The sequence below is a fragment of the Pseudomonas tohonis genome (assembly GCF_012767755.2).
In the GTDB taxonomy this organism is placed as follows: domain Bacteria; phylum Pseudomonadota; class Gammaproteobacteria; order Pseudomonadales; family Pseudomonadaceae; genus Metapseudomonas; species Metapseudomonas tohonis.
The window spans coordinates 3,411,591-3,423,819 of sequence record NZ_AP023189.1 but is presented as its reverse complement, the minus strand read 5'-3'; the positions used below and the strand labels follow the sequence as shown (position 1 = coordinate 3,423,819).

Genomic DNA, 12,229 nt, shown 5'->3' with positions numbered 1-12,229 from the left:
CTCGGGAGTGATCGGCGGGGCGCTCGTGCCGCCCCTCGACCCTATGACTGTTTTCCGGCGCCGGGACCGAACCGTTGCACCACTTTTCTTTCCAGGCGGGCGGCGCAATGGCCCAGCGCGGCCTTCAGCTCCTTCTCCACCATGCGCGTGGAGATGCCGAAGCGCCGGGAAATCTCCAGGTGCGGCACCTCCTCCATGCGAGCGGCGATGAGGATCTGCCGGCGCCGGGGCGTCAGCTCCGCCAGCGCGGTGACCAGCGCGCGGATCTCGATCTGCCCGCCGACGATCACCGCCGGGTCGAGGTGTTCTTCGCCCAGGTGCAGGAGCTCCTCGACTTCCTCGCCGGTGAGCAGGCGCGCGTCCTGGGCGCGGCGGTCGGCGGCGACGTTGAGGGCCATGCGATAGAGGTAGGCGCCGGGCTTGTGCACATCCTCCGGCTCGTCCATGCGGTCCAGGCGCAGGTAGGTTTCGTGGAGCACATCGTTGGCCAGGTCATCCGACCCCAGGCGCCGCCTCAGGCGTGTCCGGAACTCCTCGTAGGAGGCCAGAAACAGCCTGAGCATGGTGCCACGCTCCTTGTCATTCATGCCCCCGCAGCTCCTTCCCACTTGTTGCATTCCATGCTGGCGGCCGCCTCCGGCACCACCAGCACGGTGACCGGCTGGGGCAGGGAGGACGGTGGCGCCCTGTCGATCGTCAGGCCCCGCAGGCTTTCCACCAGCGCCGCATCGCGCTGCAAATCACCGGTCGGCCCCAGCAGGCGGCTGTGTTCCACCACGCCCACCGGGCCGATCCACAGCTGCAACGCCGCGCGATAGGCCCCTGGCCGGGTCAGTGGGGAACCGCACAAGGCCTTCCCCAATGCACCTTGCAGGGCCGCCGCGAAGCTGCCCTGTTCCCAGCGCGTCGTGGCGCCGTGGTTGCGCCCCGCAGGCGCGCTCGAAACCCTTGCCGGCAGCACGGTGAAGGCACGGCCCTCGCTGTGCTGGGCCATGAGCCCGGTGCCGGCCAGCAGCCTCGCCAACGCCTCGCGCGGGGCCAGCCGGCCGGTGACCGAAGCCGAGCGCCGCCCGCGAGTGAGTTCGCGGTCCACCAGGATGGCCATGCCGCTGGTTTCGCTGAAGCGCTCCAGTGCCTTGGGCAGGTCCTGCGCCGGCAGGTCGAAGTCCATCGGGCCGTTTCCGGCCCGGCCCTCGCCCGCCCCCGCCTGGCACGGCAAGGCCGCCAGGCAGCAGGCTGCGACGAGGAGAACGATCAGCACCGCTGGCGCGAGGCAGCCCCTCGCCACGGCTTCCATTGACATAGGCGGATTCCGACCCGTACTGCGTGTCGATGCATCGCTGGCTTGACTCAGGAAAGCCATCCTGATGGCTGTTCATGTCGATTGTGTGACGGGCGTTGCAAAAAAGACTTCGCAGCGATGACGGCGCTTTTACCGTAGATTTCCCGGCAATGATCCAGCACATGGAGGCAATCATGTCCGCTCGCATCGCCCTCGCCGGCCTCGCACTCGCCCTCGCGCCCCTGCTGGCCGTCGCCGAAGAGGGCACCGCGCAAAACAGTTGCATCAGCGCCGAGGTGAACGGTTACAAGGCCCTGTCCTATGACTGCCTCACCCAACGCCTGGGCAACCCGCAAGGCGCCGAGGCTGCCCAGCGCAACCAGGCCGCGATGCAGGTGCCGATCGAGCGCCGCCCGGCCAGCCGGTTGGGCCTCGCCACGCCCGCCGCGACCCACGTGCGCATGGGGTCCAACTTCGGCCAATCGGTGCTACCGCAACGCCCGGCTCCCTGAGTTGGGGGCTGTAACCGCTCTAGCCCGCTGCTTTCAGCGCAACCCGCGCCCCGCCTGCTTATTCATTAATCGAATTTAAAAAGACAAATTAATTCTTTTTTGTCTGCTTCAGCCCCCTGCCAGAATCGCCTCGCCAGCGGGCAACCCCCACCGGCGAACGGCGACGCTTCCCACCCGGAAGCGATCGCCCCCGACAGATGAGCGGAGCCCGGCCATGCGCGCCAGGGCCCGCCGAAGGAGCTGGATATTCATGAAGAAGCTGACTGCCCTCACCGCCCTCGCACTCGCCCTTTCCACCCTCTCCGGCCTCGCCCAGGCAGACCGCCTCGACGATATCCGCAAGGCCGGCGTCCTGCGTGTCGCGGCCTTCGACAGCAACCCGCCGTTCGGCTTCGTCGATGGCAAGACCCAGCAGCTCGCCGGCCTGGACGTGGACTATGCCCGCGCCATCGCCGACAAGCTCGGGGTCAAGCTGCAGCTGCAGCCCACCAACCCGGCCAACCGCGTGCCGCTGCTGGTGGCCAACAAGGTCGACCTGGTACTGGCCAACTTCACCATCACCCCGGAGCGGGCCGAACAGGTCAACTTCAGCATCCCGTACTTCTCCTCCGGCCAGCAGTTCATCGTGCGCAAGGGCACGCTGAAGAATGCCGACGACCTGAACACATGGCGCGTCGGCGTCGACAAGGGCACGGTCAACGAGGGCGTGCTGCGGGAGAAATTCCCCGGTGCCAAGGTGGTCGCCTACGACGACACGCCCTTCGCCTTCACCGCCCTGCGCAATGGCCAGGTCCAGGCCATCACCCAGGACGGCCCCAAGCTGATCGGCCTGCTGGCCAACGTGCCGGACAAGGACAAGTACGAAGTGCCGCCCTTCACCATCTCCAGCGACCTGATCGGCGTCGGCATCCCCAAGGGTGAAACCGCGCTGACCGAGTACGTCAACCAGACCCTGCAGGAACTGGAAGACCAGGGCCGCGCCCAGGCCATCTACGACACCTGGTTCGGCCCGGACACCAAGACCCGGCTGGCGCGCCTGTACAAGATCGGCACGGTGCACTGACCGCGCCATGAACCGGTGGGCCCGCCAGCGCCAAGCGCTGGCCTGGGGCTCACCGACCACACCGCACGCCTTCCCTCCCCGATCCCCGCCCCTGCGGGGATCACCCATTGAAAGACCTCGACAATGTTCGGCGACCTCCTCGCTCCCCGTTACCTGCACTGGCTGCTGGACGGCTTCCTGCTGACCCTCGGCACCTCGCTGCTGGTCTGCGTCATCGGCACCCTGCTCGGCGCCCTGGTCGCCGTCGGCCGCCAGTTGCCCGGCCGCCTGTCCTGGCCGGCACGCGCCTACCTTTCGGTGCTGCGCAACACGCCGCTGCTGGTGCAGCTGTTCTTCTGGTACTTCGGCGTGCCCGCGCTGCTGCCCGAGGACCTGGTGTTCTGGCTCAACCTGCCCCATGAACGGGCGCTGGGCCCGCTCGTGCTGGCCTGGCCGTCCTTCGAATTCCTCGCCGCCGCGCTGGGCCTCTCGCTCTACACCAGCGCCTTCATCGCCGAGGAGCTGCGCGCCGGCATCGCCTCGGTGCGCCCGCAACAGGCCGAAGCGGGCCTGGCGCTAGGCCTGCGACCCGCCCAGGTGTGGCGCTGCATCATCCTGCCGCAGGCGCTGCACACGGCCCTTCCACCGCTGTTCGGGCAGTACATGAACGCCCTGAAGAACAGCTCGCTGGCCATGGCCATCGGCCTCGCCGAGCTGTCCTACGCCTCGCGCCAGGTGGAGACGGAAACCTTCAAGACCTTCCAGGCCTTCGGCATCGCCACCCTGCTCTACCTCGGCGCCGCGATCGCCATCGAAGTGGCCGGCACGCTGATCCACCAGCACCGCCGCCACGTGCGCGGGGAGGCCTGAGATGGATTTCTCGGTGATCCTCGACAACCTCGATTACTTCCTGCTCGGCGCCTGGCCCGACGGCCCCCTGGGCGGCGCGGCGCTGACCCTGTTGCTGTCGCTGCTCTCGGGCATCGCCTCGGCGGTGCTGGGGCTGGTCCTGGGCACCGCCCTGGCCGTGCTCGGAGGCCGGCCGCGCCTGGTGCTGCTGGCGGTGCTGGGGTTCTTCCGCGCCATCCCGGTGCTGATGCTGATCTTCTGGAGCTACTTCCTGCTGCCGGTGCTGCTGCGCATCGACGTGCCGGCGCTGGACACGGTGGTCTGCGCGCTGTCGCTGATCGGCGGCGCCTACCTCGCCCACTCGGTGTGCGCCGGCATCCAGAGCCTGCCGCCGGGCCAATGGGACGCCGGCCGCGCCCTGGGCCTGCGGCCCTGGCAGGTGCTGCGGCTGATCATCCTGCCCCAGGCGCTGCCGATCATGCTGCCGTCCTTCCTCAACCAGTGGGTGTCGCTGATCAAGGACAGCTCCCTGGGCTACGTGATCGGCGTCGGCGAGCTGTCCTTCGTCGCCACCCAGGTGAGCAACCGGGTGATGGTGCACCCGACGGAGGTCTTCCTCTTCGTGGCGCTGGTGTATTTCGTGCTGTGCGCAGGGCTCGACCTGCTTGCGCGCTGGGTGACGCGGTTCACCGGTGCTTCGCGCCCGCGAGGGTGATGGGGCATATCGGAGACGACGATTGATGGGGTTCGCGTAGCTATACCCATCCTGCGAAGCCGAGCCGGCAACCTCGGCGGCGGAGGGCCGGATCACGGCTCATGCCGCGCGTTCATCTGCGCCAGCATCGCCATCAGGAGGTCCTGGTGCTGCTTCGCATCGGGCGGTAATCCGTCGGCGGCGTACCAGGCGCTGTCCGCTTCGTAATGCGGGCCGATGAGACCGACCGTGCCTTTGCCGTAGGACGAGATTCGCGCGGCGATGCGTCGGGATTTCGTGTAGTACGCCGTCGCCTCGGCGCCAGCCGGGAGCCGGCTGCCGAAATGCGGGCCGGCCTGGTAGTAGACGTCGCGTTGCTCGCGGCCTGCGGGCAGCTGGATGGAGATGAACTGCGCCGCGTTGTCCTTCGGGATTTCCTGGTCGACCTCGGCCAGCTCGATCAGGCCAAAGGCCGGGACGCCTTCGTTCTCGTCGGCATAGCGCCCGGCCAGGTAACCGCCGGCACAGATGCCCAGGTACTGGCCACCCTGGGCGACGAAGTCGCGGATGGCCTGGACCTGGCCGGCGGACAGCTCCGACAGGGTGTCCATGATGTCGTCCGAGCCGCCCGGCTGTACGTAGAGATCGGCGTCCTCGAGCACCTCGGCGCCGAGTTGGTCTTCATCCACCAGGCGGACGTCGTAGCGATGTTTCTGCAACAGCTCGGCGACGGTCTTCGCGCAGCCGTCGCAGGTGCCGGCACCGTCGAAGATCACCGCCAGTTCGGCCTTGGCCAGCAGCGGAAATACCAGGGCCAGGGCGGCCAGTACAGTCTTGTTCATCAGCACAGTTCCTTTGTGTCAGAGGTCGGTCAGGCCCTTCTAGCAGGCCTGCATGGCAATCCGTTGATCGTGGAAAAGGTTCGCCCTCATCGCCGGTTTCACAGGTGCGCGTCGACCTCACTGGCAATGCGCCCCAATGCCAGCCACACCGTGTGCTCCCGCTGGAACGGCAGCGCGGGCTCGACGGTGATGTCCAGGGGCGTCAGCCCGGTGAGGATGTCCTTTCGTTCATCCCGGGGCAGGATGGCCACGTGCCGGAATGGCTGCCGAAAGCCTTTCGAGAGCACCAGTGTCGGGGCATCGCCAGTGATTCGAATGGGCAGTGATTCAGCTGAGGCGATGGGCTGCGCCAGGACCGAGAACACCGGGTCGATGCTCTTCTCCAGCTCGACGAAGCCCACCAGGACCAGCAGCACCTGGCGTTGGCTGGGCAACGTCAGCGAGAAGACCGAGCCCACAGGCGCCGTGGTACGGGCCTTCCTGGGCTTGGACGGCGACACCTTCACAGGCTTTTCCGCCGGCTGAGGGGTAGCCAGCCTGGCTTCGAGCGCTTTGAGGGTCTTGCGACGGGCCGGCACATCCCGGGGCGCATCGCGCTCCCACACGGCCAGGTCCCCGCCCGCGCGCAGCAGCGACAGCGCCTTGTCCTTGAGCGTCTCGTCCAGCCGGCCGTACTTCCAGGCCGTGTCGGCCAGGGCGACGTACACCAGGCAGGCCACCTCAGGCTCGCCCAGCCGTGCGGCATGGCGGCCCAGGACCTTCTGGCAGGCTTCGCCGTGGGAAAGCCCGTGCTTCAGGTGCTGGATGTAGTCATCCCGTACATCACAGGTCGTGTCATCGGAATACAGCCCCGTGCCCCAGGCGCCCATGTTCGGTCACGCCTGCTCGATGGGGAACGCCAGGATCGCCAGGCGCAGCGCGAGGGATGCCGGGCTCGACGTGCTACCGCCCTTCTCCGTGGGGACATCGGTGGTCGGGGATTGGAAAGGGTTGTCCATGTGCTGCCGCTCCGTGATGAAAGCGGGAAATCTACCGCTCTTCGGCCGCGATCACCACGTCGGAGCGGAACGCCCGGATAGCAGTCCGGGCATTCCGACAGCCTGGCCGCGCTAGGCGAAATGCCGGTTGGCGATGCGTTCCAGGCCGAGGTTTTCGCGCAGGGTGCGGCCTTCGTACTCGCGGCGGAACAGCCCCACACGCTGCAGCTCGGGGATCACCAGGTCGACGAAGTCCTCCAGCCCGCCCGGCAGGTGGGTGAACAGCAGGTTGAAGCCATCCGCCGCGCGCTCTTCGTACCAGCAGGCCATCTCCTCGACTATCTGGCTCGGCGTGCCCACCAGCAGGCGATGGCCGCCGGCACCGAGCGTGCGCAGCAGCTGTGCGGCGGTGGGTTTCTCGCGGCGGATCAGGTCGATCACCAGTTGCTGGCGGCTCTTGTGGCGTTCGGTGACTGGCAAGGGATCGGGCAATACCACGGGCGCGTCCGGCGGCAGGCGTTCCAGGTCGATGCCGATGTCCAGCAGGAAGGACAGCGCCTTGAGCGCCGCCTCCGGGTCCACCAGCGCCTGCAATTCCTCGTGCTTCTCCTGCGCCTCGCTGGCGGTGCGCCCCACCACCGGGGCCAGGCCGGGGAACACCTTGAGTTCACCCTCCTCGCGCCCGGCCAACGCCAGGCGCTGGTGGATATCGGCATGGAAGGCCTTGCCCTCCTCCAGGGTCTGCTGGGCGGTGAACACCAGCTCGGCGGTGCGCGCCGCCAGGGCGCGGCCGGCTTCGGAGGAGCCTGCCTGGGCGATCACCGGCCAGCCTTGCAGCGGCCGGGGTGCATTCAACGGGCCACGCACGCGGAAGTGCTCGCCTTCGTGGTCCAGCACGCGCATGCGCGCCGGTTCCAGCCAGGTGCCGGAGGCCTTGTCCAGGGGGAAGGCGTCGTCCGCCCAGCTGTCCCAGAGCCCGGTGACCACCTCGAAGAACTCCCCGGCGCGCGCGTAGCGGTCGGCATGCTGCAGGTGCTCGGCGCGGTTGAAGTTCTCCCCGCCGATCAGCGCCGTCACCAGGTTCCAGCCGGCACGCCCGCCGGACAGGTGATCCAACGAGGCGAACTTGCGGGCGATGGTGTAGGGCTCGTTGTAGCTGGTGTTGGCGGTGGCGATCAGGCCGATGTGCCGGGTCGTCACCGCCAGCGCCGGCAGCAGGGTCAGGGGGTCCCAGCGCAGGCTGTAGGCGCTGCTGCGCAGCACACGCGGGTCCAGCTCGCCCACTGCCACGTTGTCGTTGAGGAACAGCGCATCGAAGCGCCCGCGCTCCAGGGTCTGGGCGTAGTGCCGGTAGCGCTCGAAGTTGATCGAGGCGTCGGCGTCCGCCCGGGGGTGGCGCCAGCTGCCGGCATGGGCGCCGGAGCCGGAGAGGAAGGCCCCCAGGCGCAGGCGACCGTCACGCCTTGCCATGGCTGGGCTCCTGCTCGGCAGCCGCCTCGGCGGGCGCGGCCACCTGGGCGCGCAGCAGCAGGGCGACGCTGGCCCAGACCAGCAGCACGCTGGCGGCGAGGAACAGCATCACTGCCTGGTAGCCCTGGAGGAAGGCGCCATGCACCCAGCCCTGCAGCACCTCCGGGGCCTGTGCGAGGTGCGCGCCCAGCAGTGCCACGCCCTGCTCCGGCGCGGCCGCCGCACGGGCCAGCCAGTCGGTATCGGCCGCCACGCCCGTGGAGCCGGCCAGCGCGTGGGCGGCGAATGCGCGGTAGAGGCCCACGCCGACCGCCAGGCCGAGGCCGCCGCCGACGTTGTGCAGGGTCATCAGGGAGCCCATGGCCACCGAGCCCACCTGCTGCGGCACCGAGGAGATGCCCAGCACCGTGGACGGCCCGAGGATGCAGGCCCAACCCAGCCCCATCACCGCGAAGGCGCCCAGCAGGTAGGGCAGCGAGGTGCCCTCGGCGAAGCCGGCCTGCAGCAAGGCCGACAGGGCGAAGAACAGCAGCCCGGCCTGGATCAGCAGCGCCGGGCCCTTGCGATCCACCAACCGCCCCACCACCGGCGACAGCAGCGCCACGCCCAGGGTGGTGGGCAGCAACAGCAGGCCGCTGGCCTGCACGCTCTCGCCACGGATCAGCGACAGGTACAGCGGCATCACGAAGAAGGCCACGCAGTAGAACAGCGCCAGGCCGAAGCTGGCGGTCACCGCGGCGACGAAGCGGCGGTTGGCGAACAGGCGCAGGTCGACGATGGGCGCGCGCACCCGCAGCTCCACCGCGACGAAGGCGACGAAGGCCAGCGCGGCCAGGCCGATCAGGCCCAGGGTGGTGGCCGAGGCCCAGCCCCAGGCACCGCCCTGGACGATCACCAGCACCAGGCTCGGCAGGCCCACCAGCAGCAGCGCTGCACCGGCCCAGTCGAGCCGCGAGCCGTCCTGCTCGGCACGGGATTCGTCCGCCGCCAGGGCGATGATCGCCAGGCTGAGCAGCACGAAGGGCACGTTGACCAGGAAGATCCACTGCCAGCCGAAGGCGCTGGTGATCACCCCGCCAAGCACCGGTCCCACGGCGAGGCCGACGCCGTTGACGCCGAACAGCACGCCGAAGGCCTTGCCCTGCTCCTCGGCGGCGAAGGTGGCCGAGACGATGGCGCCGGAGGCCGTGTACAGCACCGCACAGGCCAGCCCCTGGGCCACCCGCGCGGCCACCAGGGCATCGATGCTGGTGGCCAGCCCGGCACCGAGGGAGGCCAGGCCGAATACGGCGAGGCCAATGTTCAGCACCCGCCGGCGGCCATGCAGGTCGGCCAGCCGGCCCACCAGCACCATGGCGCTGGAGAGCGCGAGGATGAAGCCGTTGATCACCCATTGCAGGCTTTCCACCGAAGCACCGAGGTCGGCCTGCAGGGCCGGCAGCGCGGTGTTGACGATGGTGAAATCCACGCAGCCGAGAAAACTGGCGATGCTCACACCGAGCAAGGCCCACCATTTGCGTTGCTGTTGCGCAAAAACGCTCATGGGAACTCCTTCCGTCATGACAGGGGGTGGAGGCCGTCGTCCGTGTGGCGTGGGGCCCTGGTTGGGGCGAATTCATTCGCCCAGGCAGCCCGAAGGGCTGCGCATTTTTCGCGGATGAATCCGCTCCCACAGGTGGTTCATCAACCTTCAGGCTGTGTGCCGGGATCGGTTGGCGATGCGGTGCATCGCTGGGCGAATGAATTCGCCCCTACAGGTTTTTGTGGGAGCGAATTCATTCGCGATGGCGGCGCAAGCCGCCCTTCATGGAACAGTCAGATCGCAATCGCACTCCCCGCCCAGGCCGGGTGCACGGCGCCCGGGAGGGTGAAGGGGATCGGGATGCCGCGCTTCTTGAACTTCAGCGGCAGCCAGTGCACCCGGTCCGGCGCGTGGGGCTCGATCAGCAGGCGCCGGGCGGTGGCCATGGCGTTGGTCATCTGCTGCGGGTAGATCACGTAGTCGTAGCCCTCCTCCGCCCACAGCGGGAGGATGATCGGCACCTCTTCCAGGATGTACTCGCGGCACTGGGCGGCCGCGCGCTCGACGTCGGCGTCCGGGTCGCGAAGTCGGAGGCGCTCGATGAACACACCGATGGTGGCTTCGATGGCGCCGCGCAGGTCCTCGCTCTCGCGGTAGAGCTGGTCCACCTGCTGGCGCAACTCCGCGTAGCGGTCGGAAGCCAGTTCCTGGTTCCAGCGGCTGATGGTCACCGGCGCTTCCAGGCCGGCCAGGTACTTGCGGTTGCGCGCCAGCCAGGCGTCGCCGTCGCGGATCGAGGCGGAGAGCGCCTCGCCCGGGGATTTGCCGTGCTTGTTGTGGCGCTGCAGGGTGTCGGCCACCACCACTTTCACCCGGCTGAAGCCGGACTTGTTGATCAGGTGCACGGTGGAGCTGAGCTTCTGCTCCTCGTGGTACTCCTGGCCCACGCTCACGGCCAGCACGCAGCGCTTGCCGGTGAAGTCCAGTTCTTCGCCACCCTTGTTGAAATAGGCCTTGAGGTTGATCGCTTCCACATCGCTCATGTCTTTAGCTCCAGTAGGCAAGGGGCTGGTCGTCGCCGAAATAGCCGATGAATACGCCGAGGGTGACCCGGGTGGCGGTGGCCGAGGGGCGCACCGCGTGGATCAGCCGGGGGTTGAGGAAGATCAGGTCGCCGGGCTCGGGCTTGATCACCAGGTCCGGCGGCGGCAGCAGGTGCCGCTCGATGCCGTAGGCGCGCTCGCCGCGCAGGCGGTCGTACTCGATCTCGTCGGGGTGGATGCCCCAGATCTCCAGTTCGCCGCCGTCCTCGGGTATCTGCAGGTAGATGTTGGTGGAGAGCTGGGTCAGCAGCTTCGGCTCGTGGTCTTGGGGCGCATTGCGTTCCAGGTTGTCGGTGTGCGGGGTGAGGTCGACGCCGTTGCCCTGGAAGCGGGCGATGCCGACGAAGCACTTCTCGCCGTTCACATCCAGCAGCCGCGCGCCCTTGGGCCAGACCTCGTCGAGCAGCAGGCGCAGCTCGTCGATGGGCGATGCCAACGGGCTGAACACGCTGCGAATCTTGCGGATATTGGTGACGGCCTGGGCGTGGTAGTCGACCCGGCTGGCCTCGTCGCCAATTTCGATATAGGCCTTGCCCAGGCGCACGAACTCGGTCTGTTCGCTGAAGGCACCGCGCAGTTCGTGGCGGCTCAGGCGGTCGAGTGCCAGGGCCACGGTATCGGCCGAAGCGAAGCCCTTTATGAGAATCCCGTAAGTGCGGGCGTGGATAACATCGTGTATATGCGCTGCGGTCAATTCCTCGACCGTGGTAGTGGTCAGCATGAAGACTCCTCGCGTATCCCTGGAAGTTGTCGTTCGTATTAACGGCAGGCGTCCCTGCCTGGTATGTATGCGTGATCCGAGATCACCTGAACTGCATATTCAACAAGCCGCAACCACTTGTGAAATATCGATTTTCTCTAGCCTCCAAACTTTGTTTCCAATTAATTCGGGTTTATTTCAATTCAATCAGGATCACTATTAACGCCACGCATGAAGATTATGAAAGTTACAGTTTAAAGTTGAACTGGCGTGCAACTTACAACCGTCATTCATTGAACTTGTCGAGTCGAATTGAATTGCCGATCCACCTGGTTTTCAGCCTCGAATCCCGGCCCGATCACGCCCTCGTCCCGGTACAGCCGGGCGGTGTCGGCGAGGTCCTGCACCAGGGCCTCGTCCACGTCCACCCGCCTGGGTTGCGAGTAGCGGTTGGAGCGCAGGTGCACCTCCAGCGGCAGGCCGCTCTGGCGCGCCTGGATCGCCGAGAAGGCCTCGACATGGGCGTTGGCCCAGTCCCAGGCGCGGCCGACGCGCTGGAGGAAGTCCCGCAGCTGCTCCGGCTTGTCGCGGATCGCCGCCGGGTTGGCCACCAGCAGCATGTTGCCGGCGAACAGCCCTTCCCCGCTGACCAGCACCCGCGTGCCGCCTTCCAGCTGCACCATGCTGGTGTACGGGTCCCAGGTGGCCCAGGCATCCGCCCCGCCGTTGGCCAGCAGGCCGCGGGACTCCCCCGGCTGCAGGAACACGAACGTCGCATCGCGCCCGCTGCGGCCCACCGAGCGCAGCGCCGCCAGCGCCAGGTAATGGCCGATGGACCCGCGCGTGGTGGTGATGCGCTTGCCCACCAGGGACGCGGCATCGGTGAGCGGCGAGCCCTCGGGCACGACGATGGCCACCGCCGTGGGCGTGACCTTCAGGCGCACCACGCCCACCGTCTTCAACCCGGCACCGGCCGAGGCGGCGAAGACGAAGGGCGCGACGCCCAGGGTGCCGACATCCACCGCGCCGGCGCTCAGGGCCTCGGCCGTGGGCGCTGCCGCACCGAAGGCGGCGAACTCGATGGGGTACGGCACCGACTCCAGCTCGCCGGCGGCCTGCAGCAGCACCTGCAACGAGTTCTTCTGGCTCGACACACGCAGCGCCTCGGCGCCCAGCCCGGGGGCAGACCCCAGCGCCAGGCACAGCAGGCCCGCCAGCAAACGGCCCTTGCCCATC

The 12,229-nt window shown here is 67.9% G+C and carries 14 protein-coding genes; 4 read left to right on the top strand and 10 right to left on the bottom strand.

Annotated elements, in window-relative coordinates:
• Positions 1 to 41: 41 nt before the first annotated feature.
• Together HSX14_RS15670 and HSX14_RS15665 are read right to left on the bottom strand one after the other, a co-directional pair.
• A complete protein-coding gene (locus HSX14_RS15670; protein WP_173175386.1) occupies positions 42 to 587 on the bottom strand; it encodes an RNA polymerase sigma factor in 546 nt (181 codons plus the stop codon).
• Complete coding sequence (locus HSX14_RS15665) at positions 584 to 1,171, bottom strand: STN domain-containing protein (RefSeq protein WP_173175388.1); 588 nt, start codon at positions 1,169 to 1,171, stop codon at positions 584 to 586. The genes HSX14_RS15670 and HSX14_RS15665 overlap by 4 nt, the downstream gene beginning before the upstream one ends.
• Positions 1,172 to 1,476: 305 nt before the next feature.
• Between HSX14_RS15665 and HSX14_RS15660 the strand changes: the two genes are divergently transcribed.
• From HSX14_RS15660 to HSX14_RS15645, 4 genes are all read left to right on the top strand, one after another.
• Positions 1,477 to 1,794, top strand: a complete 318-nt coding sequence (locus tag HSX14_RS15660; RefSeq protein WP_173175390.1) for a hypothetical protein — start codon at positions 1,477 to 1,479, stop codon at positions 1,792 to 1,794.
• Positions 1,795 to 2,044: 250 nt separating this feature from the next.
• Complete coding sequence (locus HSX14_RS15655) at positions 2,045 to 2,857, top strand: ABC transporter substrate-binding protein (protein WP_173175391.1); 813 nt, start codon at positions 2,045 to 2,047, stop codon at positions 2,855 to 2,857.
• 123 nt (positions 2,858 to 2,980) lie between these two features.
• Positions 2,981 to 3,706 (top strand): amino acid ABC transporter permease, encoded by a 726-nt coding sequence (locus HSX14_RS15650; protein WP_173175393.1) that lies wholly within the window; start codon positions 2,981 to 2,983, stop codon positions 3,704 to 3,706.
• A 1-nt stretch (position 3,707) separates the two neighbouring features.
• A complete protein-coding gene (locus tag HSX14_RS15645; RefSeq protein ID WP_173175395.1) occupies positions 3,708 to 4,400 on the top strand; it encodes an amino acid ABC transporter permease in 693 nt (230 codons plus the stop codon).
• A gap of 92 nt (positions 4,401 to 4,492) precedes the next feature.
• On the opposite strand, the gene HSX14_RS15640 is transcribed toward HSX14_RS15645, so the two are convergent.
• The 8 genes from HSX14_RS15640 to HSX14_RS15610 form a co-directional block, all read right to left on the bottom strand.
• On the bottom strand, positions 4,493 to 5,221 hold the full coding sequence (locus HSX14_RS15640; RefSeq protein WP_173175397.1) for a BPL-N domain-containing protein: 729 nt from the start codon (positions 5,219 to 5,221) through the stop codon (positions 4,493 to 4,495).
• 98 nt (positions 5,222 to 5,319) lie between these two features.
• On the bottom strand, positions 5,320 to 6,090 hold the full coding sequence (locus tag HSX14_RS15635) for a hypothetical protein (protein ID WP_173175399.1): 771 nt from the start codon (positions 6,088 to 6,090) through the stop codon (positions 5,320 to 5,322).
• 6 nt (positions 6,091 to 6,096) lie between these two features.
• Positions 6,097 to 6,219: a hypothetical protein gene (locus HSX14_RS31410; protein ID WP_274384169.1), complete on the bottom strand. Its 123-nt coding sequence runs from the start codon at positions 6,217 to 6,219 to the stop codon at positions 6,097 to 6,099.
• 111 nt (positions 6,220 to 6,330) lie between these two features.
• A complete protein-coding gene (locus tag HSX14_RS15630; RefSeq protein ID WP_173175401.1) occupies positions 6,331 to 7,668 on the bottom strand; it encodes an LLM class flavin-dependent oxidoreductase in 1,338 nt (445 codons plus the stop codon).
• A complete protein-coding gene (locus HSX14_RS15625; protein ID WP_228723445.1) occupies positions 7,655 to 9,211 on the bottom strand; it encodes a DHA2 family efflux MFS transporter permease subunit in 1,557 nt (518 codons plus the stop codon). Before HSX14_RS15625 ends, HSX14_RS15630 begins: the two co-directional genes overlap by 14 nt.
• 272 nt (positions 9,212 to 9,483) lie before the next feature.
• Positions 9,484 to 10,233 (bottom strand): tRNA-dependent cyclodipeptide synthase, encoded by a 750-nt coding sequence (locus HSX14_RS15620; protein WP_111261837.1) that lies wholly within the window; start codon positions 10,231 to 10,233, stop codon positions 9,484 to 9,486.
• 4 nt (positions 10,234 to 10,237) lie between these two features.
• Positions 10,238 to 11,014 (bottom strand): 2OG-Fe(II) oxygenase, encoded by a 777-nt coding sequence (locus tag HSX14_RS15615; protein WP_173175403.1) that lies wholly within the window; start codon positions 11,012 to 11,014, stop codon positions 10,238 to 10,240.
• 269 nt (positions 11,015 to 11,283) lie between these two features.
• Positions 11,284 to 12,228: an aliphatic sulfonate ABC transporter substrate-binding protein gene (locus HSX14_RS15610; protein ID WP_228723600.1), complete on the bottom strand. Its 945-nt coding sequence runs from the start codon at positions 12,226 to 12,228 to the stop codon at positions 11,284 to 11,286.
• Position 12,229: the final 1 nt, after the last annotated feature.